General features: G+C 71.7%; 23 protein-coding genes. 5 read left to right on the top strand and 18 right to left on the bottom strand.

The genetic code is table 11. The features are described from left to right. Window positions 1-87: 87 nt before the first annotated feature. The 4 genes from purB to ACSQ2D_RS19085 form a co-directional block, all read right to left on the bottom strand. Complete coding sequence (gene purB, locus ACSQ2D_RS19100; RefSeq protein WP_435987490.1) at window positions 88-1,500, bottom strand: adenylosuccinate lyase; 1,413 nt, start codon at window positions 1,498-1,500, stop codon at window positions 88-90. A gap of 107 nt (window positions 1,501-1,607) precedes the next feature. Next, complete coding sequence (locus ACSQ2D_RS19095; protein WP_435987489.1) at window positions 1,608-2,402, bottom strand: VOC family protein; 795 nt, start codon at window positions 2,400-2,402, stop codon at window positions 1,608-1,610. Between the two features lie 27 nt (window positions 2,403-2,429). Further along, window positions 2,430-3,221 (bottom strand): VOC family protein, encoded by a 792-nt coding sequence (locus tag ACSQ2D_RS19090; protein ID WP_435987488.1) that lies wholly within the window; start codon window positions 3,219-3,221, stop codon window positions 2,430-2,432. 4 nt (window positions 3,222-3,225) lie between these two features. Then, on the bottom strand, window positions 3,226-3,771 hold the full coding sequence (locus ACSQ2D_RS19085) for a low molecular weight protein-tyrosine-phosphatase (RefSeq protein WP_435987487.1): 546 nt from the start codon (window positions 3,769-3,771) through the stop codon (window positions 3,226-3,228). Between the two features lie 157 nt (window positions 3,772-3,928). Here ACSQ2D_RS19085 and ACSQ2D_RS19080 point away from each other — a divergent pair, with 157 nt between their 5' ends. Together ACSQ2D_RS19080 and ACSQ2D_RS19075 are read left to right on the top strand one after the other, a co-directional pair. Further along, complete coding sequence (locus ACSQ2D_RS19080; RefSeq protein WP_435987486.1) at window positions 3,929-4,372, top strand: YybH family protein; 444 nt, start codon at window positions 3,929-3,931, stop codon at window positions 4,370-4,372. Between the two features lie 9 nt (window positions 4,373-4,381). Further along, window positions 4,382-5,725, top strand: coding sequence for an MFS transporter (locus ACSQ2D_RS19075; RefSeq protein ID WP_435987485.1), 1,344 nt, complete (start codon window positions 4,382-4,384; stop codon window positions 5,723-5,725). Between the two features lie 389 nt (window positions 5,726-6,114). On the opposite strand, the gene galE is transcribed toward ACSQ2D_RS19075, so the two are convergent. From galE to ACSQ2D_RS19040, 7 genes are read right to left on the bottom strand one after another with little or no spacing between them, the layout of a single operon-like run. Next, on the bottom strand, window positions 6,115-7,131 hold the full coding sequence (gene galE / locus ACSQ2D_RS19070) for a UDP-glucose 4-epimerase GalE (RefSeq protein ID WP_435987484.1): 1,017 nt from the start codon (window positions 7,129-7,131) through the stop codon (window positions 6,115-6,117). 41 nt (window positions 7,132-7,172) lie between these two features. Next, window positions 7,173-8,069 carry a M56 family metallopeptidase gene (locus ACSQ2D_RS19065; protein ID WP_435987483.1) on the bottom strand — a complete coding sequence of 299 codons (897 nt, stop codon included), beginning with the start codon at window positions 8,067-8,069 and terminating at the stop codon, window positions 7,173-7,175. Between the two features lie 55 nt (window positions 8,070-8,124). Continuing rightward, window positions 8,125-8,538, bottom strand: a complete 414-nt coding sequence (locus ACSQ2D_RS19060; protein WP_435987482.1) for a BlaI/MecI/CopY family transcriptional regulator — start codon at window positions 8,536-8,538, stop codon at window positions 8,125-8,127. A gap of 11 nt (window positions 8,539-8,549) precedes the next feature. After that, on the bottom strand, window positions 8,550-10,421 hold the full coding sequence (gene cydC, locus ACSQ2D_RS19055) for a thiol reductant ABC exporter subunit CydC (RefSeq protein ID WP_435987481.1): 1,872 nt from the start codon (window positions 10,419-10,421) through the stop codon (window positions 8,550-8,552). Next, window positions 10,418-12,088 carry a thiol reductant ABC exporter subunit CydD gene (gene cydD / locus ACSQ2D_RS19050; RefSeq protein ID WP_435987480.1) on the bottom strand — a complete coding sequence of 557 codons (1,671 nt, stop codon included), beginning with the start codon at window positions 12,086-12,088 and terminating at the stop codon, window positions 10,418-10,420. The genes cydC and cydD overlap by 4 nt, the downstream gene beginning before the upstream one ends. A gap of 51 nt (window positions 12,089-12,139) precedes the next feature. Continuing rightward, window positions 12,140-13,189 carry a cytochrome d ubiquinol oxidase subunit II gene (gene cydB / locus ACSQ2D_RS19045; protein ID WP_435987479.1) on the bottom strand — a complete coding sequence of 350 codons (1,050 nt, stop codon included), beginning with the start codon at window positions 13,187-13,189 and terminating at the stop codon, window positions 12,140-12,142. Window positions 13,190-13,205: 16 nt separating this feature from the next. Beyond that, window positions 13,206-14,684, bottom strand: coding sequence for a cytochrome ubiquinol oxidase subunit I (locus ACSQ2D_RS19040; protein ID WP_435987478.1), 1,479 nt, complete (start codon window positions 14,682-14,684; stop codon window positions 13,206-13,208). 175 nt (window positions 14,685-14,859) lie between these two features. On the opposite strand from ACSQ2D_RS19040, the gene ACSQ2D_RS19035 reads away from it, so the two are divergent. Together ACSQ2D_RS19035 and ACSQ2D_RS19030 are read left to right on the top strand one after the other, a co-directional pair. Continuing rightward, window positions 14,860-15,588 carry a hypothetical protein gene (locus tag ACSQ2D_RS19035; protein ID WP_435987477.1) on the top strand — a complete coding sequence of 243 codons (729 nt, stop codon included), beginning with the start codon at window positions 14,860-14,862 and terminating at the stop codon, window positions 15,586-15,588. Then, entirely contained in the window at window positions 15,585-15,962 is a 378-nt protein-coding gene (locus tag ACSQ2D_RS19030; protein ID WP_435987476.1) for a GntR family transcriptional regulator, read from the top strand. Before ACSQ2D_RS19035 ends, ACSQ2D_RS19030 begins: the two co-directional genes overlap by 4 nt. Window positions 15,963-15,999: 37 nt before the next feature. Here ACSQ2D_RS19030 and ACSQ2D_RS19025 read toward each other — a convergent pair whose 3' ends face one another. Then, window positions 16,000-16,221 carry a hypothetical protein gene (locus ACSQ2D_RS19025; RefSeq protein ID WP_435987475.1) on the bottom strand — a complete coding sequence of 74 codons (222 nt, stop codon included), beginning with the start codon at window positions 16,219-16,221 and terminating at the stop codon, window positions 16,000-16,002. A gap of 179 nt (window positions 16,222-16,400) precedes the next feature. On the opposite strand from ACSQ2D_RS19025, the gene ACSQ2D_RS19020 reads away from it, so the two are divergent. After that, complete coding sequence (locus tag ACSQ2D_RS19020) at window positions 16,401-18,458, top strand: galactose-binding domain-containing protein (RefSeq protein WP_435987474.1); 2,058 nt, start codon at window positions 16,401-16,403, stop codon at window positions 18,456-18,458. 39 nt (window positions 18,459-18,497) lie between these two features. Here ACSQ2D_RS19020 and ACSQ2D_RS19015 read toward each other — a convergent pair whose 3' ends face one another. From ACSQ2D_RS19015 to ACSQ2D_RS18990, 6 genes are all read right to left on the bottom strand, one after another. Continuing rightward, window positions 18,498-19,280 carry a DUF402 domain-containing protein gene (locus ACSQ2D_RS19015; RefSeq protein WP_435987473.1) on the bottom strand — a complete coding sequence of 261 codons (783 nt, stop codon included), beginning with the start codon at window positions 19,278-19,280 and terminating at the stop codon, window positions 18,498-18,500. Then, window positions 19,277-20,596, bottom strand: a complete 1,320-nt coding sequence (gene paaK / locus ACSQ2D_RS19010) for a phenylacetate--CoA ligase PaaK (RefSeq protein WP_435987472.1) — start codon at window positions 20,594-20,596, stop codon at window positions 19,277-19,279. The genes ACSQ2D_RS19015 and paaK overlap by 4 nt, the downstream gene beginning before the upstream one ends. A gap of 174 nt (window positions 20,597-20,770) precedes the next feature. Continuing rightward, window positions 20,771-21,682 carry an amino acid ABC transporter ATP-binding protein gene (locus ACSQ2D_RS19005; RefSeq protein WP_435987471.1) on the bottom strand — a complete coding sequence of 304 codons (912 nt, stop codon included), beginning with the start codon at window positions 21,680-21,682 and terminating at the stop codon, window positions 20,771-20,773. Beyond that, window positions 21,682-22,626 (bottom strand): amino acid ABC transporter permease, encoded by a 945-nt coding sequence (locus ACSQ2D_RS19000; protein ID WP_435987470.1) that lies wholly within the window; start codon window positions 22,624-22,626, stop codon window positions 21,682-21,684. The genes ACSQ2D_RS19005 and ACSQ2D_RS19000 overlap by 1 nt, the downstream gene beginning before the upstream one ends. An 8-nt stretch (window positions 22,627-22,634) precedes the next feature. Continuing rightward, window positions 22,635-23,540 (bottom strand): ABC transporter substrate-binding protein, encoded by a 906-nt coding sequence (locus tag ACSQ2D_RS18995; RefSeq protein WP_435987469.1) that lies wholly within the window; start codon window positions 23,538-23,540, stop codon window positions 22,635-22,637. A gap of 199 nt (window positions 23,541-23,739) precedes the next feature. Beyond that, complete coding sequence (locus ACSQ2D_RS18990) at window positions 23,740-24,756, bottom strand: ScyD/ScyE family protein (protein ID WP_435987468.1); 1,017 nt, start codon at window positions 24,754-24,756, stop codon at window positions 23,740-23,742. Between the last annotated feature and the right edge of the window lie 359 nt (window positions 24,757-25,115).

The raw sequence follows: 25,115 nt of genomic DNA, 5'->3' as shown, positions 1-25,115 counted from the left end.
GTGGGCAGCCGGCCGAGGCGGGGTTTGCTGTGTCGCGCGGTCCCGCGCCGGCCTGCGGGGGGACCACCGACCAGCGGGCGTATGCCGTCAGGCGAGGTAGTCGTCGACGAGCCGGCTCGCGAGGGCCGTGTAGGTCTGCGGCGTCAGCGCCACGAAGCGGGCCTCGACGTCGGCGGGCAGCCCCAGCCCTCGGACGAACTCACGCAGGTCGTCACCGTCGATGCGACGCCCTCGGGTCAGCTCCTTGAGCCGCTCGTAGGGCTCCTCCATGCCCGGAACCCCCTGTGCGCCAAGGGCCCTCATCGCCGACTGGATCGGCTCACCGAGCACTTCCCAGTTGGCCTCGAGGTCGGCGGCCATGCGCTCGGGCACGGCGTCGAGGCCGGCCAGACCACGGGCGACGTTGTCGAGCGCGAGCATCGAGTGGCCGAAGGCCGTGCCGATGTTGCGCTGCATGCTCGAGTCGGTGAGGTCGCGCTGGAGGCGGCTCTGCACCAGCGTGCCGCCGAGCACGTCGAGCAGCGCGTTGCTCACCTCGAGGTTGGCCTCGGCGTTCTCGAAGCGGATCGGGTTGACCTTGTGAGGCATCGTCGACGACCCGACCGTGCCCTGGCCGCGCACCTGCGCGAAGTAGCCCATCGAGATGTAGGTCCACACGTCGGTGCAGAGGTTGTGCAGGATGCGGTTGAAGCGCGCGACGTCGGCGTAGAGCTCGGCCTGCCAGTCGTGGCTCTCGATCTGCGTCGTCAGCGGGTTCCACGTGAGTCCGAGGCCCTCGACGAACGCGCGAGACACGGCGGGCCAGTCGACGTCGGGCAGCGCGAGCGCGTGCGCGCCGAACGTGCCGGTCGCGCCGTTGAACTTGCCGAGGTACTCCTGCCCCTCGATCCGGCGCAGCTGCCGGCCGAGGCGGTGCGCGAGGACGGCGAGCTCCTTGCCCATCGTCGTCGGCGTCGCGGGCTGCCCGTGGGTGTGGGCGAGCAGCGGCACGTCCTTGAGCTCGCGCGCCATCTCGGACACCTGCGCGACGAGCGCCTGCGCCTTGGGCAGCCAGACCTGCTCGACGGCGCCCTTGACCATGAGGGCGTAGGAGAGGTTGTTGACGTCCTCGCTCGTGCAGCCGAAGTGGATCAGCTCGGCGAGTCCCTTGTCCTCGTCGGCCGGGGCGATCGCGGTGAGGCGCTTCTTGAGGAAGTACTCGACGGCCTTGACGTCGTGGACGGTGACGCGCTCGATCTCGCCGAGCTCGGCGACCTCGTCGGTGCCGAAGTCTTCGACGACGGCTCGCAGCGCGGCGATCTCGTCGTCGGTGAGCCGCCGCACGCCGGGCACGACGCCGTGGGTCGTCTGGTGGACGAGCCACTCGATCTCGACGTGCACGCGCTGCCGGTTGAGCGCCGCCTCGGAGAGGTGGTCGACGAGCGGCGCGACGGCGCCACGGTAGCGACCGTCGAGCGCCCCGAGCGCGATGGGCGGGGTTGCGTCAGCAAGCGAAGCCATGCCGACATCCTCCCAGAGCGCGAGGAGTGGTTCGTATGCCGTCCGGCGCGGTCGGTGGGCGGGCGCGGTCCCGGCTGGGCGGCATACGCCCTCGGTCGGTCGGGACCTCAGTCGGTGGCGGGCTGCTCGGGGAGCTGCATGACGGAGAACGTCTCACCCTGGGGGCCGGCGACGAGCGCCATCCTGCCGTAGGGGGTGTCGAACGGCGGCTGCATGACCGAACCGCCGAGGGCCGTGACCCGGTCGGCGGCCGCGTCCGCGTCGGCGACGGCGAAGTAGGCCATCCAGTGCGACGGCACGTCGGCGGGCGCTGCGGCGGGGATGGCGCCGATGCCGCCGACGGGCTTGTCACCGTCGAGGGTTGCGACGGAGTACTGGAAGCCACCCTCGCCGATCTCCTGCAGGCGGTAGCCGAAGACGTCGGAGTAGAAGGCCTTGCTCGCCTCGTAGCTGCGGCTCATCGACTCGGCCCAGCAGAGAGCGCCGGGCTCGTCGACGAGGTCGGTGCCCGTGTGCTCCTTGGACTGCCAGAGTCCGTAGGCGGCGCCGGCCGGGTCGGCGCCGACGGCGATGCGGCCGACCTGCACGACGTCCATCGGCTCGAGGAAGAAGACGCCACCGGCCGCGCGTGCCCGGTCGGCGGTGACCTCGACGTCGTCGGTCGCGAGGTAGACCGTCCACGCGCTGACCTGTCCGGGATCGTCCGGGTTCTTGGCCATGGCACCGGCGACGACGTGGCCGTCCTTGCGGGCCATGACGTAGCCGCCGGCCTCGGGCGGCAGGTCCTCGAAGGTCCAGCCGAAGAGGCTGCCGTAGAAGTCGCGGGCGCGGTCGAGGTCGTCGACCATGACGTCGGCCCAGCAGGGCGTTCCGGGGGCGAAGGGCTCCTCGTGGACGGGCACGTGCGGCTCCAGGTGTGTGTGGTGGGCTCAGTCGAGGTCGGGGACGAGGAGCGAGAACACTTCTCCCTCAGGCCCGCTCAGCACCGCACCGACGCCGTAGGGCCCGTCGAAGGGTCCTTGCAGGAGCGTCGCGCCGAGGTCGAGCGCGCGCGCCAGGCCGGGCACGACGTTGCGGGTCGCGAAGGACGCGACCCAGTGCGGCGGGATCTCGGCCGGCCACTCGCCGTCGATCTCGGCGAGACCGTAGGCCGGGTTGCCGTCGCCGGTGTGGGCCGTGGCCCAGCGCGGGCCGTCGGGCTCGGTCTCGTCGGTGAACTCGTGGCCGAAGACGCCGAACTGGAAGTTCTGCACCAGCTCGTAGTCGCGGGTCAGCAGCTCGTTCCACGTCAGCGAGCCGGGCTCGTCGAGGATGCCGCTGCCGGGGAGGTCGCCCGGCTCCCACACGCCGAAGTAGGACCCGCCGGGGTCGACGGCGATGAGGGTCCGCGACAGGGCGCCGATGGAGACGGGCCGGCCGAGGGTGCGTCCGCCGTAGGCGTGGATGGCGCGCGCGGCGACGTCGATGTCACCGACGCGGAGGTAGGTCGTCCACTGGCTGGGGATCGGCGCCGTCTCGGGCTTGCGGCTGATGCCGGCGACGGGATGGCCGTCGAGCAGGGCCATCGTGTAGCCGCCGGTCGCGGGGTCACCGGCCAGCCACCGCCAGCCGAAGAGCTCGCTGTAGAACGTCTGTGCGCGCGGGACGTCGCTGACGAGCAGGTCGACCCAGCACGGGGAACCATAGGGATAGTCGGGCACGGTCAGATTCAGGTCTCGCATCGGGTCAGGGCTGCTCCGGGTCGTGCTGGGAGTGCGCGTGTCCGGCCAGCCGGCCGTCCAGCTGGTCCCTGACGTGGTGAAGGATGCCATGACAGGCCGCCTCCACCTCCGCGAAACACCGGGCGAAGTGCTCGGCTCCGCCGTACCACGGGTCGCCGGTCTCGAGGGTGCCGGCGGCGACCGCCTCGGGGTCGAACTCGCGCACGAGGCGGATCTTGCCCCGGTTGTGCGGCGTGCGGGCGAGCCGCTGCAGGATGCGCACGTGCCCCTCGTCGGAGGCGAGCACGAGGTCGAGGTCGTCGAACTCCTCGGGGTCGAACTCGCGGGCCCGGTGACGCGACCCGTCGTAGCCGTGCTCGGCGAGGACCTCGACGGTTCGTGGGTCCGCGTGCTCGCCGACGTGCCAGTCGCCGGTGCCGCTCGAGCTGACCCGGACGTGCTCGGCGATGCCGGCGTCGTCGACGAGGCGCTGGAGGATGACGTGCCCCATGGGTGACCTGCAGATGTTGCCGCTGCACACGAAGGTGACGTGGAGTGGGCGAGACGACATGGTGCCCATTGAACACCGCGGATCGCGCCGCGAGGCCCGAAGCGCAGTGTCACCTCGTCACGGGGTCGCCGAGCGGTCGGGCGGCGTCGCTCCGGCCGGTACGGGGGTTGGCCGTGGGGTCGGTGGGGCTGTCGGTGGCCGGTGGGACGGTGTGGCCATGACGACGACCGAGCACGCGTCCGCCGTGGGGGCCAGTGCCCCCGAGGCCCTCGAGGCCCGTTTCGCCGCCTGCGTCGCCGCGGGTGACCTCGACGGCATCGTGGGGTTGTATGCCGCCGACGCCGTCGTGAGCCTTCCGCGCGGTCGCGAGGCGGCGGGCTCGGCCGCCATCCGCTCGGCGTTCGCTGCCGCATTGGCAGCGGGCGTCCTGGGTTCGGTCGGGGAGCCGGGGCCGGTGGTGTCGGGGGCAGCGGTGTCGGCCCGTGCCGTCGTCACCGGTGGCCTCGCCATGACGACGTCGACGACGGCCGACGGCACGGTGCGCACCCAGGTGGCCCGGCGCACCGCCGGCGGCCGGTGGGTGTGGGTCCGCGACGGCTCGCGCCTGCGCGAGGTCGAGGCCTGCCTGCCCGCCCCGACGGGGCACCTGGCGGTGGCGTAGTTTCGCTCTGTGACCGACGCACCTCCAGGCCCTGAGGCACCTGCCCCGGCCGCTCGTCGGTCGCACTTCATCGACCTGACGCCGCTGCGGGTCAGCCCGCCCTTCGCCCGGCTCTGGTTCGGCAACACGCTCGCCGGCATCGGCACGTTCGTCACCAACACCGCCGTCGGCCTGCACATCTACGACCTGACGCGCTCGACCTTCATGGTCTCGCTCGTCGCGTGGTTCTCCCTCCTGCCCATGATCGTCGCCGGGCTCTACGGCGGCGCCATCGCCGACCGTTTCGACCGGCGTGCGGTGGCCCTGTCCGCGTCCACGGTCGCGTGGGCCTCGACCGTGGTCCTCGCCTCCCTGGTGTGGGCGGGCATCACCCCGGTCTGGGTCTTCTACGTCATCACCACCGTCAACGCCGTCGCCGCGACCATCGCCTCGGCCACCCGCCAGGCGATCACGCCGCGCCTGCTGCCCAAGGAGCAGCTGCCCAAGGCGGCGGCGCTCCTCGGCATCTCGGCGGGGATCATGGTGACGGTCGGGCCGGGAGTCGCCGGCGTCCTCGTCGCGCGGGCCGGCTACGCCTGGACCTACACCGTCGACGTCGTCCTCTTCTTCGCCGGCTTCTTCGGCCTCTGGACGCTGCCGCGCATCCGACCGGAGGGGGAGCGGCCGACGACCGGTGGCTTCCGCTCGGTCGTCGACGGGCTCGCGCACCTGCGCCGCGCCCCCAACGTCCGGATGAGCTTCATCGTCGACATCATCGCGATGACGTTCGGCCAGCCGATGGTGCTCTTCCCCGCCGTCGGCGCGATCGTCATCGGCGGCGGGTCGGTCACGGCCGGCATCCTGCTCGCGTCCTTCGCCGTCGGCGGGATCGTCTCGAGCCTCGGGTCGGGGCGCGTCACCGGCCTGCGCTGGCAGGGTCTCGCCATCCGCAACGCGATCGTCTGCTACGGCCTCGCCATCCTCGGCTTCGGCATCGTCCTCGCGGTCACCGAGCTCGGCGGGCACGCGGTCGAGTCGATGGACTTCGGTGATGCCAACCGGTGGGCGCTCGCGCTCGCGGCCCTGTGCCTCGCCGTGGCCGGTGGGTCCGACAACATCAGCGCGATCTTCCGGCAGTCGATCCTCCAGGCGGCCGTGCCCGACCACCTGCGCGGCCGCACCCAAGGCGTCTTCACCGTCGTCGTGACGGGCGGACCCCGGCTGGGTCAGATGTTCGCCGGCACGCTCGCGACCCTGACGGCGACGTGGGTGCCGTCCGTCGTCGGCGGCGTCCTCGTCGTCGTCCTCGTCATCGTCTCCGTCGCGCGCGTCCCGTCCTTCCGCCACTACGACGCCTTCGACCCCCAGCCCTGACCCACCCCACCCCACCCAACGTCGAGTGAGCACCCCGCCCCACACGAGTGACCACCCGCTCACTCGAGTGGCCTTGTCGTCACACCAATCCGGGACGCCCCACCGTCGAGTGGCCCCGTCGTCACACGCACAGGCGCGGCGCGGGTGTGACGACGGGGCCACTCGAGTGGTGGGTGCTGTGCGGGAGTGACCACTCGAGTGGTGGGTGGTGTGCGCAGTGACCACTCGAGTGGTGGGTGGTGTGCGCAGTGACCACTCGAGTGGTGGGTGGTGTGCGGGAGTGACCACTCGAGTCGTTCGTGTGACGACGGGGCCACTCGAGTGGTGGAGGGGTGCCGTATGCGCGTCGAGTGGTCGTCTCGGTGTGGGGTACGGGGAGCGGGCCCGGGTCAGGCGTCGGGGTAGCCGGTGGGGTTGGCGCTCTGCCAGCGCCACTGGTCGACGCACATGTCCTCGATGGTGCGCTCCGCGCGCCAGCCGAGCTCGGCGTTCGCCCGCGACGGGTCGGCGAACGACTCGGGCAGGTCACCGGCGCGGCGGCCGACCACCTCGTAGGGCAGCTCGCGACCGACGGCCTGCTCGAAGGCGTGCAGCACCTCGAGGACGCTCGTGCCGTGCCCCGTGCCGAGGTTCCACGTCGACACCGGCTCGTCGACCTGACCGAGCTTGGCCAGCGCCGCGAGGTGGCCCGCGGCGAGGTCCTCGACGTGGATGTAGTCGCGCAGCGGCGTGCCGTCGGGCGTCGGGTAGTCGTCTCCGAAGACGAGCAGCTTCTCGCGCCGCCCGACCGCGACCTGCGCGATGAACGGCATGAGGTTGTTGGGGATGCCCTGGGGGTCCTCGCCGATGGTGCCGCTCGCGTGGGCCCCGACGGGGTTGAAGTAGCGCAGCAGCGCGATCCGCAGCGACGGGTCGGCAGCCGCGACGTCGCGCAGAATCTGCTCGATCATGACCTTGGTCCAGCCGTACGGGTTGGTCGCCGCCGTCGACATCTCCTCGGTCAGCGGCGGGCTGTTGTGGCCGTAGACCGTGGCCGAGCTGCTGAAGACGAGCTTCGTCACGCCGTGGCGGCGCATCGCGCGCACGAGCGAGAAGGTCGAGACGAGGTTGTTCTCGTAGTACTCGAGCGGCAGCTCGACGCTCTCGCCGACGGCCTTGAGTCCGGCGAAGTGGATGACCGCGTCGATCTTCTCGTTGGCGAAGAGGTGCTCGGTCTTGTCGTGGTCGCGCAGGTCGAAGGACCGCACGTCGAGGTGCGTGCCGGTCAGCGCCTCGAGACGGTTGACGACCGTCGGCTTGCTGTTGCCGAAGTTGTCGACGATGAGCACCTCGTGCCCCGCCGCGACGAGCTGGACCACGGTGTGCGAGCCGATGTAGCCGGCTCCGCCGCTGACGAGTACGCGCATGGCGCCACCCTATCGAGGCGGCCGCGTGCGAGGGCAGGCCCTCAGACGAGCGTCAGCTCGGCGATGGCGCCGAGGTAGAGCGCGAGGGGCGTCGCGACGAGGACGGCCGACACGGCATACATCATCGCGGCGACGACGGGGACCGGCAGGCCGGCGATCCGCTCGGCGTCGAGCAGCCCGATGCGGGCGGTGGCGACGCGCCTGCTGTCGGCCATCGCCATGGCGCCGGCGGGCTTGGGTCCGCCGGCCATGGCGACGATGGCGCGTCCGGTGCTGACGGCGCCGGCGTGCCGGACCGCGGCGCGGTCGGCGAGCACCTCGATGAGCAGGTGCACCTCGCGCAGGGCCGCCTCGGAGCGCAGGAAGCCGGGCATCGCCTCGTGGACGACGGTGAAGAACTCCATGACGAGGTCGTGGCGGGCACTGAGGTGGGCGCGTTCGTGCGCGAGGACCGCCGACAGCTCGTCGGGGCCGAGCCGGTCGAGAGTGCCCTGCGTCAGGACGACGCGACGGCGGACGCCCGGGACGCAGTAGGCGGTGGGGGTCGTGTGCTCGAGGACGCGCATGTGCCGGTCGGCGCCCTCGCCGGGCACGCCGAGCAGGTCGACGAGGTCACGGTGGCGCCGGCGGGCCGCGCGCAGGTTGCGTCCGACGCGGTCACCCGAGAGGAGCAGGCGCACGGCGACGACGCCGCTGAGCGCGGCCGCCACGGCGAGCGTCACCCAGTGCTCCGAGAGCCGCACCTGGCGCCCGACGAGCAGCGGGATGGCGGCCGGCGCCGCGAGCAGCGCGGCGAGCACGGCGGCGACGGCGGTCGACTGCCACAGCACGAGAGCGGCCCGTGGCGCCCGACGCAGCGACGTCGCGCGGGCCAGGACACGCGGCACCGGCCACGCGAGCAGGACCGCGAGGACGACGAGGGCCGCGACGACGAGCACGGTCAGGTGGTGCGGCGGGCCGCGGACGGGGTCATCGGTCGGTCAGCGCTTCCAGTCAGCGCTTCGCGGCGTCGGGGCGGCGGGCCTCGAGCTCGGCGAGTGCTGCCTTGAGCTCGTCGATCTCCTCTGGCGTCGACTCGTCGAGGAAGTGCAGCAGCGCGGTGCGTCGCTTGTCGCCGGCGAGCTCGCCGAGCGTGTGGTGCAGCGACTCGGACGTCAGCTCGGCCCGGGTCGACGCAGCGGTGTAGCGCCAGGCGCGACCATCGCGCTCGCGGTGGACGAGGTCCTTCTTCGCCATCCGGTCGAGGACCGTCATGAGGGTCGTGTAGGCGAGCCCGCGCTCGACACCGATCGCGTCGTGGACCTCACGGACCGTGCGTCCCTCGGGGTGGGCGTCGGCGGTGGTCCAGAGCTCTTCCATGACGACGCGCTCGAGGTCGCCGAGTCGGTTGCGGGGTGTGCTGGGCATGGCGTTCCAATCTACCGACCGGGTGGGTCGGCTTCGTGCGTGCGGTCGCCTGGGTGGCGGACCGGGACTGCGGTGTTGGAGGACATCGTCCCCGATGGCGGGCGGCGCACCTCGAGGACACGGTCGAACAGGTCGGCGCCGTCGTCGCGGTGGGTCACCATGATGATCGTCTGCGCGGGCGCGTTCGTGCCCGCCACCCCTGTCGTACCCGGTGCGCTGCCGAGCCGGGTCAGGTCCTCGACGACGGCGCGGGCCGTGGGCGGGTCGAGGTGGGCGACCGGCTCGTCGAGGAGCACGACGGGCCGCCCGCTGACGTGGGCGCGGGCGATGCCGAGGCGGGCGCGCTCGCCGCCGGAGAGCCCGCGTCCCGTGGACCCGAGCGTCGTGTCGAGGCCGTCGGGCAGGCTCTCCAGGAGAGACGTGAGACCGGCCGCGCGCAGGGCACGCTCGACGGCGGCGTCGTCGGCGTCGGGCCGCGCGAGCGTCAGGTTGTTGCGCAGGCTCGTGGCGAAGACGTGGGTCTCGTCGTCGACGACGGCGATGCGTGCGCGGGTCTCCTCGAGCGGCTGGCCGAGCACGTCGGTCCCGCCGAGTTGGTAGGTGCCGCCCGACGGGTCGAGGTGGCGGGCGAGCACGGCGAGCAGCGTCGACTTGCCGCTGCCATTCGGTCCGGTGACGGCGATGCGGCTGCCGGCCGGCACGTCGAGGTCGGTCGGCGCGAGGTCGGTGCGCGCGCCCGTCCACGAGGCGGTGAGTGCCCGCGTCGTGACGTCACAGCCGGCGTATGCCGGGTGCCCGGGCCGGGTGCCCGACGTGTCGCCGGCCGCGGGGCCGGGGTCGCCCGCGTCGGCAGCGTGCCCGGCCGCGTCGGCGACGGCGGGGGTGAGGTCGAGCAGGGCGTCGATGCGGCGCTCGCTGCCGCGGGCCCGGGCGAGGGCGCGCATGGCGTCGACGAGCGGGGTGACGGCCTCGGAGACGGCGACCGGTGTCAGCACGAGGAGGGCCTTGACCGGCGTCGAGACGGCGAGGTCCTGGGCGATGACCGCGGTTGCGGCGACCGCCGCGCCGACGGCGACGAGGTAGAGCGAGGCGGCGGCCGCACGACCGGCGCTGATGCGTCGGGTGATGCGGTCGAGGGAGGTGTGGGCGTCGTCGAGCCAGCCGAGCGCCGTGGCCCAGCCGCCGACGGCGCGCAGCTCGCCCGACTGGCTCGCCATGAGCTCGCTGACGCGGGTCACCTCGGCGCGGGCGGAGAGCAGCTCCGGCAGGGAGCGGGACTCGAGCCGGGTCGCGAGAAGGCTGATGAGGCACACGGCGACGCCGAGCCCGAGCATGACGAGGCCGACAGGACGGGACAGCACCAGGGTGAGCGCGATGGCGATGCCGCCGGCGACCGCCGTGGAGATGACGGGCACGGTGACCCGCACCTGCGCGTCGACGACGTCGGTGAGGTCGTCGACGACCCCGGTCAGCACGTCGGAGCGGCGGCGTCGTCCGAGCCGGGCGGGCGTGAGCGGGACGAGTGCCTCGTAGGCGGACGTCCGTCGGTCGGCGAGCATCCCGAGCGCGGCGTCGTGGCTCGTCAGGCGCTCCCAGTAGCGGAAGACCGGTCGGGCCATGCCGAAGGCGCGGACGGCGACGATCGCGGTGAGCAGGGTGAGGATGACGGGCTGCTGCGACGCCCGGACGATGAGCCATCCAGAGGTCGCGGTCAGGGCCATGCCGGACGCCGTGGCGATCCCGCCGAGCAGCCCGCCGCGGACCGTGCCCGCCGAGGGCCACCAGACCCGCTGACGCGCGCCGCCGGTTCGAGGTGATGCCGGCACCGACGTGGGGCGCGCGGTCACCTCGACGCGGGGGTCGGGCGTGGGGACGGCGCTCATCGCTCGCTCTCCTCTCCCGCGTCTCGAGGTGGTCCCGGCAGCGACGCCGCCCCCGGGACCACCTCGAGCGGAGCGGCCAGGACGAGGTGGTGGTCGGCGTGCGCGAGCAGCTCGTCGCGGTGGGTGACGGCGACGACGACCCGGCGCTCGGCGAGCTCGGCGACGAGGGCGGCGACGTGCTCTGCGCCCTCGGGGTCGAGGTGCGCGGTCGGCTCGTCGAGCAGCAGCAGCGTCTCCGGGGCGAGCCAGGCGCGGGCCAGGGCCAGCCGTTGCCGCTGGCCGGCGGACAGGCCGAAGCCGTCGTCGCCGAGGTCGGCGGACAGCCCACCCGGCAGCGCCGCGACGACCCCGTCGACCCCGACGGCGCGCAGGGCCTCCCAGAGCTGGTCGTCGGTGGCCGGGTGGCCGATCGTCAGGGCCTGGCGCACCGAGCCGGTCGAGAGGAAGGGTCGCTGGGTCACGTAGTGCGAGGGGGGTGCCTCGACGGTGCCGGCGCCCGGGCGCCGGAGTCCGGCGAGCAGGTCGAGCAGCGTCGACTTGCCGACGCCGGAGGGACCGGTGACGACCGTGAGCCCGGGACCCGCCACGAGGTCGAGGTCACGGACGACGGGAGCCGGCGACCCGGCATACGCGTAGGTGACGCCGGCAACCCGCACCTCCCCGGCCCGGCCGACCACCGGCGACACCCCACCGAACGCCGCGTTCGGTGCGGGGGACTCGGCCATGGCCGGGGAGGGGTCGAGCTGGGCGAGGATCGCGTCGAGCGCGACGGCCCCGTCGGCGGCCGCGTGGTACTCCGCGCCGACCCGGCGCACCGGCCAGTACGCCTCGGGCGCCAGCAGGATGGCGACGAGCCCGGCGCCGAGCGTCATCGAGCCGTGCGAGAGCCGCAGGCCTACGGTGACGGCGACGATCGCGACGGAGATCGTCGCGAGCAGCTCGAGCGCGGCGGACGACAGGAAGGCGATGCGCAGGGTCTCCATCGTGGCGTGCCGGTGCCGGTCGCTGACCTCGCGGACCGTCGTGGCCTGGCGGTGGGCCCGGCCGTAGGTGACGAGCGTCGGCAGGCCGCGGACGACGTCGAGGAAGTGGCCGGACAGCGAGGCGAGGGCGGCCCAGCGGCGCTCGGTCGACTCGGCGGTGGCCTTGCCGATGAGGGCTGCGAAGACGGGTAGGAGGGGGAGGGTCAGCGCGACGACGAGGGCGCTCGGCCAGTCGACGACGACGAGCGTCGCGATGGCGAGCACCGGCACGACGGCCGCGGTGACGAGCGTCGGGAGGAAGCGGGCGGCATACGGCTCCACGGCTGCGGTGCCCGAGGTGGCCAGCGAGACGGCGGCGCCCGGCTCGAGCCGTGCGTCGGCGTCGACGGTGCCCCACCGGTGCAGCAGCGTCGCCCGCAGCGCCGAGGAGACGGAGACGCCCGCCCAGGCGGCGACCCGCTCGGTCGTGGCGGCCAGGAACGCCCGCACGAGGAAGAGCCCGAGCAGCCACGCGAGGGGAGAGGTGAGGTCGGTCCCCTCGACGACCGCGACGACGACCGCCGACAGCCCGAAGGCCGTGGCGATCGTCGTGACACCGCTCGCGATGCCGGTCGCGGCGAGGACGGCGACGGGCCTCCGGGCGGCAGGGACCGCCCGGAGGAGTCGCGGGTCGAAGGGCTTCACGGAGCGTGTTCTCTCGATCTGTCGGACGGGCTGGTCGTCTGGACCAGAAGGTCAGCGGGAGACGGTCTCGCGTGGTGCGTCCTCGGGAATGTGCTTGACGGTCAAGCGCTTCCGGAAGACCCAGTACGTCCAGCCCTGGTACATCAGCACGATCGGCGTGAAGATCAGCGCGACGATCGTCATGACCTTGAGGGTGTAGTCGGTGCTCGACGCGTTCGCGATGGTGAGGTTCCAGTCCGGGTTCGTCGAGCTGGGCATGACGTTCGGGAAGAGCACGAGGAAGTACGTCGCGACCGCCATGGCGATGGTGACGGCCGTGCCGATGAAGGCCCACCCCTCACGTCCCGCGCGGTTGGCTGCGAGGGCGCCGAGGAGGGCGGCCGCCGCGACCACCGTGGTGACCCACGAGGCGAGCTTGCCGTCGGTGAGGCCGATCCAGAGGAGCAGGGCCACGGCGAGCACGGCGGCGACGAGCCCGACGCGCTCGGCGATCTGCCGCGCCTCGTGACGGATCTTCCCGTCGGTCTTGAGCGCCACGAAGATCGCGCCGTGGGTGAGGAAGAGCGCCACGAAGACGAGACCCCCGAGGAGCCCGGCCGGGTTGAGCAGCGTGAAGAGGTTGCCGGTGAACTCCTTGTTCGCGTCGATCGGCACGCCGCGCACGATGTTGGTCAGCGCGACACCCCAGAGGAGCGCGGGCACGAGGGAGCCCCAGAAGATCGCCAGGTCCCAGCGGGCCTTCCACCGTGCCTCGGGCCGCTTGTGGCGGTACTCGAAGCCGAGGTTGCGCAGGATGAGCGCGACGAGGATGAGCAGCAGCGGCAGGTAGAAGCCGCTGAACAGCGTTGCGTACCAGTGCGGGAACGCCGCGAACGTGGCGCCACCGGCGGTGAGCACCCACACCTCGTTGCCGTCCCAGACCGGGCCGATGGTGTTGAGCAGGACGCGGCGGCGCTTCTCGGCGTCGACGGCGTCGGACGCGTAGCGCTTGCCGCCGAGGACGGGCAGCAGCATGCCGACGCCGAAGTCGAACCCCTCGAGCACGAGGTAGCCCGTCCAGAGGACGCCGAGGACGATGAACCAGAAGGTGGCGAGATCCATTGCAGCTCAGCCCTTCTCAGTAGGCGAAGACGAGGGGTGCGTCCTCGTCCCGGTCGGCGGGGTCCTGCGGCTCCTCGAAGGGCTCGGCCCCCTTGCGGACGTAGTGCAGGAAGAGCTTGATCTCGACGACGGCGAGCGCTCCGTAGAGGAGCGTGAAGACGACCATCGACGTGATGACCTCGCCCATCGAGACGCTCGGGGAGACCCCGTTGGCCGTCGTCATGAGGCCGAAGACGAGCCACGGCTGTCGGCCGACCTCGGTGAAGATCCAGCCGAAGCTGTTGGCGAGGACGGGAAGGAGCGGAGCGGCCACGGCGGCATACGTCAGCCACCTCGCCGTCGGCGTGCGTCCCTTGCGCGTCATCCAGAGCACCGCGATGGCGATGAGCGCCGTGACGATGCCGAGCCCGATCATGAGACGGAACGTCCAGTAGGTGGTCGGGATGTTGGGGACGAAGGCGGTCGCGACGTCGGCCACCCGGGGGTTGCCGCTCGCGCCGTACGTCTTGGCGTACTCGGCCTTGAGGTCGTTGATGCCGCGCACCGCGCCCTGGAAGTTGCCGGTCGCGAGGAAGCTGAGCAGGCCGGGGACCTCGATGATCGCGTTGGCGTGCGAGCCGTCGAGCGAGCCGACCGTGAGCACCGAGAAGGGTGCTCCCTCGCCCGCGGGGACGGACTCGTAGAGCGCCTCGGCCGCCGCCATCTTCATCGGCTGCACCTCGGTCATGATCTTGCCCTGGACGTCGCCGGTGATGGTGACACCGATGGCGGCGACGAGCGTCATGACCGCGCCGATGCGCGTGGCCGTCCGGTACATCGGGGCGTCGGTCCGGGCCACGTCCTGTGCGTCGTCGACGGCGCGCTTGGCCTCGCGGCGCATCAGCCAGAGCGAGACGCCCATGACGACACCGGCGCCGGCCATGTAGGCGGCGAAGATGACGTGCGGGAAGGTGACGAGCTGGACCTTGTTGGTGAGCACCGCGAAGAAGTCGGTCAGCTCGGCGCGGCCGCTCGCGGCGTTGTACGTGTAGCCGACCGGGTGCTGCATGAAGGAGTTGGCGGCGAGGATGAAGTACGCCGACAGCACCGTGCCGATGTGCACGAGCCACATCGTCCCCGCGTGGAGCTTCTCGGGCAGGCGCCCCCAGCCGAAGATCCACAGGCCGAGGAAGGTCGACTCGAGGAAGAAGGCGAGCAGGGCCTCGACGGCCAGCGGCGCGCCGAAGATGTCACCGACGAAGCGCGAGTAGTCGCTCCAGTTCATCCCGAACTGGAACTCCTGCACGATGCCGGTGACGAGTCCGAGCGCGAAGTTGATGAGGAAGAGCTTGCCGAAGAACTTGGCCAGCCTCATCCACTGCGGGTTGTGCGTGCGCACCCAGGCGGTGTGGAAGACGGCGACGATGAGGGACATGCCGATCGTGATCGGCACGAAGAGGAAGTGGTACACGGTGGTGATGGCGAACTGCCACCGTGCCAGGTCCGTTGCATCCATGGGGGCTCCGCGAGGTCGCTCCAGAACTACATGACGTAGTAGATGCTAGCCGGTGGTCGTGCGCCGGACGGCCATGCTGTCCAAGGATGTGCGTGACGCCGCTCACGCGTCGCCCTTGACGTTCTTTGTAGCAATGGATTAAATGATTGCGACAAAGTCAGGGAAAGGGCTCGGCATGGATGCTCGCGTCGTCACGTGGTACCTCGGGCCGGTGGTGCTGCTCGCGCTGGTCGTCAACCTCGCGCGGTGGCTCGGCGCACGCCGGCTCGACGCCTTCGCCGCGCGGGCCCGTCGCCGAGCCGCGCTGGGCTCCGTCGTCGGCGCACTCCTTGCGTATGCCGTCGCCCAGGCAGGCGTCGACCGGTCCGTCGCGTCGTCGTCGGGGGAGGGTGCGACCGCCCACCCCGCCGTACCGGCGCTCGCTGCCGTCGCCGGCATCATCGTCGCGGCGGTGGCCGAGCGCTGGGCGCCCCGCCGGTCGACATCCGGCCCTCGCCGCGAGGCATCCCTCGACATCCGTCGCGGCACCGAGTCGGTGCGTCGGACGCGCTACGTCGTCGGCGGGCTCGTGCTCTGCGCCGTCGGGCTCGTCGACGACCCGGGGCTCGGCCGGGCCCCGCGACTCGGGTCGCGGGTCCGGGTGCTGCGGTGGTCGGCGGCAGGGGCGCTCGTCACCGCCGCCGGGCTCTGCCTGACGATCGGGCCACAGCTGGACCTGCCGGCCGCGCCCCGGGCCCCCTGGGACTGGACGCAGAGCGTCGCCTTCTCGCTCATCGCCCTCGGTCTCGTGGCCCTGGTCGTGGCGCTCTGCTCCCTCCTGTGGGACGCGCCTGCCGTGCCGCGGTCGCGCCGTGCGGCTGAGTCCGTCGCCGGGAACCTGCCGGTGGAGGTGACGTCCCGGTGACCGACGACCTGCGCATCGTCGTCGACCTCGAGGTCGCGGAGCCCCCCTTCGAGCAGGTCCGCGCCCAGCTGGCCGGGCTCATCGCGACGGGTCGTCTCCTGCCGGGCGACCGGCTCCCGACCGTGCGGGCGCTCGCCGCCGACCTCGGCCTCGCCGCCAACACCGTGGCGCGCGCCTTCAAGGAGCTCGAGGCCGCCGGTCTCGTCGAGACGCGGCGGCGCGCCGGCACCGTCGTGGCCTCCGGGGAGCACACGGCCGACGTCGCCGTCATGGCGCTCGCGGCGAAGTTCGCCGCGGCTGCCCGCGACGCGGGACTCGACGCCGCTGCAGCGGTCGACCTCGTCCGGGCGGCGCTGAAGGCGCAGACCGGCTGAGCGGTCGTATGCCGGGTCCCCGGGTCAGGCGTGCAGGTCAGGCGTGCCGGGCGGGCTGGGTGCCGAGCGGGCTCTGGGCGTCGTTGCGTGAGAGCGGGATCGGCCGGCGCAGCGGGTGCAGGAGGCGGCTCGTGTCGATCCGGCGCGACCGGTCACGACGGCCCGTGCGTGCAACGGCCGGGGCGGGCGCGGTGGCCGGCCGGGTCGTCTGCACGGCCCAGGCTCCGGCAAGGCGTGCGGCGTGTGGAGGGATGCCCATGACGTGCTCCTTGTGCTCGTACGGCTCGCGGAGTCTGCGAGCCTCGACGGTCAGAGTGGAGGGTCGCGACGGTGATACGTCATGCCGGCGGGACGGCATACGTTCTCGGCGCGCGCAGCGCCCTTGCCGGTGGTAACTTCGCCGGAATCAGGAGACCCTCACTCCTCGGGGAGGCTTCGATGACGAAGCGCTGGTTCCGGACCATCCGTCGACCCCTCGTCGCCGCCGCCGCTGCTGCCGTGGTCGGGGCGGCGGGACTGAGCACGGCCGCCGCCGCAGGTGATCCGTACACGCCGGTCAACCCGCAGAGTCCCGACTCGCAGGTCGACGTCACGGGACCGCCGTTCAGCGGCACGCAGCCCGACGGCACGGTGCGCGGCTACGTCGACGCGCACACCCACCTCATGTCGAACGTCGGTTTCGGCGGCAACATCGTCTGCGGGGCGACGTTCAGCGCCAACGGAATCGCCGATGCGCTCAAGGACTGCGACAACCACTACCCCAACGGCCAGGCCGCGCTCATCGAGAACCTCACCAACAAGTCCGGCGGCGACCCCCTCACCACCCACGACCCCGTCGGCTGGCCCACCTTCGCCGACTGGCCGGCCTGGAGCAGCCTCACCCACCAGCAGATGTACTACAGGTGGGTCGAGCGGGCCTGGCGCGGCGGCCAGCGAATCATGGTCGCCGACGCCGTCAACAACAACGTCCTGTGCAGCCTGCCGACCCAGGTCAACCGCTACTCCTGCGACGACATGGACACGGTGCGCCGCCAGATCGCCGAGACGAAGAAGCTCGAGGCGTTCGTCGACCAGCAGTACGGCGGTACCGGCAAGGGCTGGTTCCGGATCGCGTACTCCGCCGACGAGGCCCGCACCTACGTCGCCCAGGGCAAGCTCGCCGTCATCCTCGGCGTCGAGGTGAGCAACCCCTTCGGCTGCAAGCTCACCCTCGGTGTCCCCGGCTGCACCAAGGCGCAGATCGACGCCGGGCTGACCGAGCTGCACGGCCTCGGCGTGCGCTCGATGTTCCTCTGCCACAAGTTCGACAACGCCCTGTGCGGCGTGCGTTTCGACGAGGGCACGCAGGGCGTCATCGTCAACCTCGGCAACTTTCTCAACACCGGCCAGTGGTGGCAGGTGCAGACATGCACGGGTGAGCTGCACGACCACACCGTCGCGAACGGCGTCATCCCCAAGGAGCTCGCGCCCTACCTCCCGCTCGGCCTCGTCCTGCCGATCTATCCCGAGGGGCCGCACTGCAACCCGCGCGGGCTCTCGTCGCTGGGGGAGTACGCCCTAGCCGGGATGATGCGACGCGGCATGGTCGTCGAGGTCGACCACATGAGCGTCAAGGCGGCCTCGCGCACCCTCGACCTCCTCGAGGCCGCGAACTACCCCGGCGTCGTCTCGTCGCACTCGTGGATGGACACCCACTTCACCGAGCGCCTCTACCGGCTGGGCGGATTCGTCACCCAGTACGGCCACGACGCCGACGAGTTCGTCGACACGATGCACACGGACGAGGCGCTGCGCGCGAAGTACCACGTCGGCTACGGCTTCGGCATGGACATGAACGGCTTCGGCGGCACTCCGGCACCGCGGCCGGGCTCGACCGTGACCTACCCCTTCACGACGTTGGGGGGCGCCTCGGCCGATCGTCAGGTCACCGGCCAGCGCACGTGGGACTACAACGTCGACGGCGTCCCGCACTACGGCCTCATCCCCGACTGGGTCGAGGACATGCGTCGGCTCGGCGGCCAGCAGGTCGTCGACGAGCTCGCCCTGGGTGCCGAGTCCTACCTCCGGACGGCCCGCGCCGCCCAGACGTGGACGTCGCCGACCGACCTCGCCACGGGTCGCCCGGCGACGGCCAGCAGCTACCAGTGGGACCTCTTCACCGACTTCCGCGCGCCCCGCGCCCTGGACGGCAGGCGCGACACCCGCTGGGCGAGCGCCTGGAGCGACAACCAGTGGTGGCGCGTCGACCTCGGGTCCGCGCTGCAGGTCGGCCGCGTCGTCCTCGACTGGGAGTCGGCCCACGCCCGCGACTACCGCGTCGAGGTCTCGACCGACGGGTCGAGCTGGACGACGGTCGCGAGCCGCACGGGAGCCGACGGTGGCCTCGACGTGCTCGCCTTCACCCCGACGACGGCCCGCTACGTCCGCGTCGTCGGCACGAAGCGCGCCACGTCGTACGGCTACTCGCTGTGGGAGGTCGGCGTCCAGGCCACCTGACCCGGGCCGGCGAGCCGCCGGGACAGGTCGCGGCGAGCGTCAGTCGACGAGGTCGATGTCCCAGCGCTCGTCACCCAGGCCTGGTGCCGTCCACGTCGGTTCGGGCCGCCACCGCGTCCACTCGTCGGCGAAGGGCCAGTCCTTGGCGGCGAAGGAGGCGCGGGCGTGTTCGGCGTTGTGCCGGATGGCGTCGGCCTGCTCGGCGCTCCCGCGGCCCTGCTCGACCGCGGCCTCGAGCTCGTCGGCGTCCTTGACGTTGACCGTGCCGTCGGCCTCGATCCACAGGTCGAGCACGTGGTCGCCGGTGAACGTCTCGGTGCCGGCGCGCTGGTGGACGGTCTCGAGGTTGACGTACCACCCCTCGAACTCCCAGCGGTCGTATGCCGCCGGGTCGGCCGGGTCCGTCGGCGCACCGTCGACGTCGGGGACGTCCCAGAAGAGCCAGACCGACCACGGCACCCCGACCGGGGCGATCCGCAGGATGCCGGCGCCGCGCCAGCGCGACCGGGCCTGCACCCGACGGGCGTCACGGAGGAAGCGCTCACCCATCGGCACGTCACGCAGGTCCGAGCCGTCGGCATACCGCTTGGTCAGGTGCACGGTGCCGGGGGCGAGCCACGCGACGAGGCCGCTCTCGTCGTCGCGGACGACCCGCATCGGCGACGCGGTCTCGGGGCGTCCCGGCTCCCACGCGTGGTCGCGGTAGCGCCACATGACGACGTCGCCGGGCTCGAGGAAGGGCGGCACGCCGAGGGGACGTGCCCCGTCGGGCGCCGTGACGGCATACGGCTCGAGCACCGGCCCGCCGGACGGTGCGCTCATGCCTTCGGCCGCTCGTCGACGATGCGGCGGGCCTTGCCGATGGACCGCTCGATGGACCCGGGATCGCGCACCTCGACGCGGCACGTCGTGCCGATGCGGGCCTTGATCGTGTGCTCGAGCGTGCGGGCGATCTGCTCGGCCGCGCCGGCCTCGAGACGCTCCAGCGGCTCGACGAGCACGGTCAGCTCGACCATCCGGCCGGGCTGGGTCAGGACGCACTGGAAGTAGGGAGACAGGCGCGGGTCGGCGAGCACGTGCTCCTCGATCTGCGTCGGGAAGACGTTGACGCCGCGGACGATCATCATGTCGTCGGTGCGGCCGGTGACCTTCTCCATCCGCCGCATCGACGGCACGGCCGTGCCCGGCAGCAGCCGGGTCAGGTCGCGGGTGCGGTAGCGGATGACCGGCATCGCCTGCTTGGTCAGCGACGTGAAGACGAGCTCGCCGACCTCGCCGTCGGGCAGCACCTCCTCGGTGACCGGGTCGATGACCTCCGGGTAGAAGTGGTCCTCCCAGATGTGCAGGCCGTCCTTGGTCGTCGCGGCCTCCTGGGCCACGCCGGGCCCCATGACCTCCGAGAGGCCGTAGATGTCGACGGCGTCCATCCCGGTGCGGCGCTCGATCTCCCGGCGCATCGACTCGGTCCACGGCTCGGCGCCGAAGATCCCGACCTCGAGGCTCGTCGCGGCGGGGTCGATGCCCTCGCGCTCCATCTCGTCGAGCAGGCTGAGGAAGTAGCTCGGCGTGACCATGATGACGCGCGGTCGGAAGTCGCGGATGAGCTGCACCTGCCGCTCGGTCATGCCGCCGCTGACCGGCACGACGGTCGCGCCGAGCCGCTCGACGCCGTAGTGCGCGCCGAGGCCGCCGGTGAAGAGGCCGTAGCCGTACGCGACGTGGATGACGTCACCCGGGTGGCCGCCGGCCAGCCGGATCGACCGGGCCATGAGGTCGGCCCACGTGTCGATGTCGTCCTTCGTGTAGCCCACCACGGTCGGGCGTCCCGTGGTGCCGGAGCTCGCGTGGACGCGGACGACCTGCTCGCGCGGCACGGCGAACATCCCGAAGGGGTAGTTGGCGCGCAGGTCCGCCTTGGTCGTGAACGGCATACGGCCCACGTCGTCGAGCGACGTCAGGTCGTCGGGGTGGAAACCCCTGGCATCAAAGGATTCCCGATAGTGCGGGACGTTGTCGTATGCCGTCCGCACCGTCCGCTTGAGCCGCTCGAGCTGGGTGTCCCGCAGCTCGTCGACCCCGATCGTGGGGATCTCGTGGTCGGGCAGGCTCGGGCGGCTCTCGGGTGACTCCGTCGTCATGGCCGCCATTGTGTCCCACGAGACCCGGGCCCAACCATCGAGAGGCCGCCCGTTGTCCCCGGTGCCCGTCGAGAGGCGGATGGTGGCCCCCCGGAGACGGACGAGAGGCCACGTCGTGTCGCACGACGTGGCCTCTCGAGGTGGCGGAGGCGACCGGAAGTGGCCTCTCGACGGTCAGGCGTCCGGGGGCGTCGCGCCCGCCGAGGCGGAGTCGGAGCCCTGGGCAGCGGCCGCGGCCGCGTCGTCGTCGGCACGTGCCTCGTCGTGCTCCGTGCGCATGCGCTTGAGGAACGACCGCGTCCGCTCGTGCTGCGGGTTGCCGATGACGTCCTTCGGCTTGCCCTGCTCGACGACGACCCCGCCGTCCATGAAGACGACGTGGTCGGCGACGTCGCGCGCAAAACCCATCTCGTGCGTCACGACGATCATCGTCATGCCCTGGTCGGCGAGGTCGCGCATGACGCGGAGCACCTCACCGACGAGCTCGGGGTCGAGGGCCGACGTCGGCTCGTCGAAGAGCATGAGCTTCGGGTCCATGGCGAGCGCCCGGGCGATGGCGACGCGCTGCTGCTGGCCACCCGAGAGCTGCGCCGGGTAGGCGCTCGGCTTGTCACCGAGCCCGACCTGCTCGAGCAGCTCGAGAGCCCGCGCCTTCGCCTGCTTCTTGCCCGTCCCGCGCACCTGGACCGGTGCCTCCATGACGTTCTCGAGGGCCGTCATGTGCGGGAAGAGGTTGAAGCGCTGGAAGACCATGCCGATCTCGCGGCGCTGCGCGGCGACCTGCTTGTCGGTGAGGTGGTGCAGCTGCCCGCCGTCGTCGCGGAAGCCGACGAGGTCGCCGTCGACCCAGATGCGGCCGCCGTCGATCTCCTCGAGCTGGTTGATGCAGCGCAGGAACGTCGTCTTGCCCGAGCCCGACGGCCCGAGGAGGCAGACCACCTCGCCGCGGTGCACGTCGAGGTCGATGCCCTTGAGCACCTCGTTGCCGTGGAAGCTCTTGAGGACGTTGAGGGCCCGGACGAGCGGCTGGTCCTCGCCGGTGCGCGAGCGTGCGTCGGGCCCCGACGTGGTGGTGGTGTCTGACATCAGGCGCCTCCCGCCCCGGCCGGTCGCGCGAAGCGCTTGTTGGGTGCACCCGTGCCGAAACCTCGGCCGAAGCGCTTCTCGAGGAAGTACTGCCCGACCATGAGGACCGACCCGACGATGAGGTACCACGCGGTCACGGCGACGAACGCCGGCATGATGAGCAGCGTCCGGTTGCCGATCGCGCTCGTCTGGTAGTAGAGCTCGGTGATGACGGGGATCGCCGAGAGCAGCGAGGTGTCCTTCACCATGGCGATGGTCTCGTTGCCCGTCGGCGGCACGATGACGCGCATCGCCTGGGGCAGCACGATCCGGCGCATGGCCTGGCCGCGGTTCATGCCGAGTGCGGCAGCCGCCTCGGCCTGGCCGCGGTCGACCGACAGGATGCCGGCACGGGCGATCTCGGCCATGTAGGCGGCCTCGGAGAGGCCGAGGCCGATGATGCCGGCGAGCAGCGTGCTCGAGAACTGGTTGACGTTGAGGGTGAAGAAGGTGAAGTCGCTCGACAGCCCCATGAACGAGGCGAGCTGCTGGCCGAACGGCACCCCGAAGTCGAGCTTGTTGTAGAGGAAGCCGACACCGCTGCCGATCATCGCGAGGAGCACGAGGCGGGGGATGCCGCGGAAGAACCACGTGTAGACGAAGGAGACCCCGCGCAGGATGGGGTTCTCCGACAGGCGGAGCACGGCGATGATGATGCCGCCCACGATGCCGATGGCCATCGAGCCGATGGTGCCGACGATGGTGCCCTTCCAGAGCCCCTCGAGCACCGGCGTCTGCTGCATGATCTCCAGCGCCTTGGCGAAGTTCCAGCGCGGGTTGGTCAGGAACGAGCTGACCATCATGCCGATGAGCAGGAGGATGACGGCCAGTGCGACCCATCGGCCGGGGTGGCGCACCGGCCGGGCGTCGATGACGCCCGGCCGTTCCGAGGTGGAGTCGGTCATCGGCGTGCTCAGGGGTTGACGGCGAAGGTGTCGACGGCGCCGGCCTCGACGGAGTACTGCTTGAGCGCCGCCTCGTAGCTGCCGTCGGCCTTGGCCGCCTTGAGCGCCTCGACGAGCAGGTTGGCGAAGTCGGTCTGGTCCTTCGGCACGACGTAGCCGTAGGGGGCCGAGTCGTAGATCTCGCCGAGGGCCTCGAGCGTGCCCGTCTGCTTCACGGCATACAGCCCGACGGGCGAGTCGGCGAGCATGGCGACCGTCTTGCCGCTCGCGACGTCGGCCGTGACCTGGTCCTGACCGGTCTGGATGACCTGGGTGATGCCCGGCTTGCCGGCGTCGGTGCACTTCTTGCTGCGGGCGGCGAGGTCCTCGGCCTGCACGGTGTCCTTCTGGGCGCCGATGCTCTTGCCGCAGGCGTCGTCGATGCTGACCTTCTCGGGGTTGCCCTTGGCGACGACCCACTGCGTGCCGGCGCTGTAGTAGCTCACCATGTTGACCTGCTTCTTGCGCTCAGGGTTGATGGTGAAGCTCGAGACGCCGACGTCGTACTTGCCGCTCGTGACGCCGAGGATGATCGTGCCGAACCCGGCCGGGACGTACTCGGTCTTGAGGCCCAGCTTGGCGGCGACGGCGTTGAACACCGAGATGTCGAAGCCCTCGACGGTCTTGCCGTCGGTGCCGAGCATCTCGTTGGGGGCGTAGGTCGGGTCGGTGCCGACGACGATCTTGCCCGCGGACTTGATCTTGGCGGGGACCTTGGCCGCGAGGGCCTGGTCGACGCCACCCCCGGCGGCCGACGTCCCGGCCGGGGTGCCGCCCGCGCCGGGCGTGGTGGACATCGAGTCCGACCCGCAGGCGGAGAGCGTGAGGCCGGCGGCGACGAAACCGGTGACGGCGATGAGGGACATGCGACGCATCAAGATGGTCCTTCCGGGGCGAACAGGTCGTTCTGGGCGATCAGGCGCGACGGGGCGCCGGCTGATTGGCCGATCCTTCCACCTTTCGGTGCGGGTGCCCACGGATGGTGCCGAACCGTTAGCGGGGACACAGGAACGCCCCGGGCGAGCCGGCCCGGGGCGCTCCCTGACGGCATACGCGCGTATGCCGTGTCGCGGGCTAGCGCTTGAAGCGGATGACGCTGCCCGGCGCGTTGATCTCCGGCCCGTTGGGCCCGAAGCTGATGTCGGCGAACTGACCCACGTAGAGGTAGCCGCCGTGGACCTCGACGGCGAGCGGCCGGTCGACGGTGACAGCGGTGGACCGCGTGCCGTGCGCGAACTTCGTCACCTTCCCGCCGAAGAGCTCGGTGGCGTAGAGGGTTCCGTCGGAGGCGACGGCGACGTTCGTCGCGCCGAGCAGCCCGCTCGCGACCGTGGTGCGCGCTCCGGTCGAGGCGTTGACCTTGAAGACCTTGCCGCGGGCGCCGAGGGCCGGGCTCTCGGGGCCGCCCGGCAGGATCGACACGTAGAGGGCGCCGTTCTGGTCGACCTCGACGTCGGTCGGCACGGGCTCGAAGGCGTACGTCACCCCGACGAGGCAGTCGAAGGCTCCGGCGGGTGCCCCGGCCTCACCCGCGATGGCGTCGACCATCGGCTGGGTCAGCGTCACCGGCTGCGGCGGGAGCACCGCGACCGTCGACACGTGTCCCGTCCGGTCGACCTTGAGCACGGCGTTCATGCCGGCGTCGGCGACGTACCAGCCCGACGCGCTCCACGCGACGGAGTACGGGTGCGTGTCCGTGATGCCGGTGTAGGTGGCCGGGCCTCCGGTGAGCCCGCCGAGGATCTCCTCGGCGCACGGGTTGCCGTTGGCGACGATCCCGTACGTGACGGCCCCGTCCGGGTTGTGCACGGCCTCGTACTGGGCGAGGTCGGCCACGACATCCGGTCTGCCGCTCGCGTGGATGGTGAGGGCGGCCACGGTGTGGTCGTCGTTGCTCCACGCGTACGCGTATGCCGTGCCGTCGGGCGAGAAGTCGATCCCGGCCAGCCCGGGCGCCTCGGCGAGGGGCGCCGACCCGCCGGTGCGCGTCAGGGTCCCGGAGAACCCGTCGGCGACGTAGACCTTCTGCTGGTTCACCGCGAGGTTGAACGGTCCGAGCTGGAACTCGGAGAGGACCTTGTGCCAGTTCATGCTGTCGGCGGTCGCCCCCGGTGCGCCCGCCAGTCCGATCGCGGCCACCCCGCAGGCGACCGCAGCCACGGCTTTCACGCGTAGCTTTCGTGCCATGTGTCAAACCCCCTACTCGATATCAAGGGGGGCCTGAGTCCCCGCGCCCGACCGCCCCTGTGGCGTCCCTTGACGTCGTGCCATCGACGGTAGGAGCGCAGGGCGCGTCTGTCCGCGGAATCGACCCGGTTAGCGTCCTCGGCGTCCGCTCGGGTAGTCTTTGTCCCAGTGGCCCGCCCAGTTCTGCCTCGGGCCGCTTCTTCTTGGCCTGGCGGAGTATCGCCGGCCCCGTCGATTCGCTCTTGCGCCGCGACACCTCACAG

Source organism: Terrabacter sp. LjRoot27 (assembly GCF_964254175.1).
In the GTDB taxonomy this organism is placed as follows: domain Bacteria; phylum Actinomycetota; class Actinomycetes; order Actinomycetales; family Dermatophilaceae; genus Terrabacter.
The sequence above is the reverse complement of the archived record's forward strand: the minus strand, read 5'-3'. Positions and strand labels throughout refer to the sequence as shown.

Excerpts from the sequence above, each read along its gene's own strand:
- purB (WP_435987490.1), bottom strand. The coding sequence starts at position 1,500 with ATGGCTTCGCTTGCTGACGCAACCCCGCCCATCGCGCTCGGGGCGCTC.
- ACSQ2D_RS19090 (WP_435987488.1), bottom strand. The coding sequence starts at position 3,221 with ATGCGAGACCTGAATCTGACCGTGCCCGACTATCCCTATGGTTCCCCG.
- ACSQ2D_RS19085 (WP_435987487.1), bottom strand. The coding sequence starts at position 3,771 with ATGTCGTCTCGCCCACTCCACGTCACCTTCGTGTGCAGCGGCAACATC.
- ACSQ2D_RS19080 (WP_435987486.1), top strand. The coding sequence starts at position 3,929 with ATGACGACGACCGAGCACGCGTCCGCCGTGGGGGCCAGTGCCCCCGAG.
- galE (WP_435987484.1), bottom strand. The coding sequence starts at position 7,131 with ATGCGCGTACTCGTCAGCGGCGGAGCCGGCTACATCGGCTCGCACACC.
- ACSQ2D_RS19060 (WP_435987482.1), bottom strand. The coding sequence starts at position 8,538 with ATGCCCAGCACACCCCGCAACCGACTCGGCGACCTCGAGCGCGTCGTC.
- cydC (WP_435987481.1), bottom strand. The coding sequence starts at position 10,421 with ATGAGCGCCGTCCCCACGCCCGACCCCCGCGTCGAGGTGACCGCGCGC.
- cydB (WP_435987479.1), bottom strand. The coding sequence starts at position 13,189 with ATGGATCTCGCCACCTTCTGGTTCATCGTCCTCGGCGTCCTCTGGACG.
- ACSQ2D_RS19040 (WP_435987478.1), bottom strand. The coding sequence starts at position 14,684 with ATGGATGCAACGGACCTGGCACGGTGGCAGTTCGCCATCACCACCGTG.
- ACSQ2D_RS19035 (WP_435987477.1), top strand. The coding sequence starts at position 14,860 with ATGGATGCTCGCGTCGTCACGTGGTACCTCGGGCCGGTGGTGCTGCTC.
- ACSQ2D_RS19025 (WP_435987475.1), bottom strand. The coding sequence starts at position 16,221 with ATGGGCATCCCTCCACACGCCGCACGCCTTGCCGGAGCCTGGGCCGTG.
- ACSQ2D_RS19020 (WP_435987474.1), top strand. The coding sequence starts at position 16,401 with ATGACGAAGCGCTGGTTCCGGACCATCCGTCGACCCCTCGTCGCCGCC.
- ACSQ2D_RS19015 (WP_435987473.1), bottom strand. The coding sequence starts at position 19,280 with ATGAGCGCACCGTCCGGCGGGCCGGTGCTCGAGCCGTATGCCGTCACG.
- paaK (WP_435987472.1), bottom strand. The coding sequence starts at position 20,596 with ATGACGACGGAGTCACCCGAGAGCCGCCCGAGCCTGCCCGACCACGAG.
- ACSQ2D_RS19005 (WP_435987471.1), bottom strand. The coding sequence starts at position 21,682 with ATGTCAGACACCACCACCACGTCGGGGCCCGACGCACGCTCGCGCACC.
- ACSQ2D_RS19000 (WP_435987470.1), bottom strand. The coding sequence starts at position 22,626 with ATGACCGACTCCACCTCGGAACGGCCGGGCGTCATCGACGCCCGGCCG.
- ACSQ2D_RS18995 (WP_435987469.1), bottom strand. The coding sequence starts at position 23,540 with ATGCGTCGCATGTCCCTCATCGCCGTCACCGGTTTCGTCGCCGCCGGC.
- ACSQ2D_RS18990 (WP_435987468.1), bottom strand. The coding sequence starts at position 24,756 with ATGAACTGGCACAAGGTCCTCTCCGAGTTCCAGCTCGGACCGTTCAAC.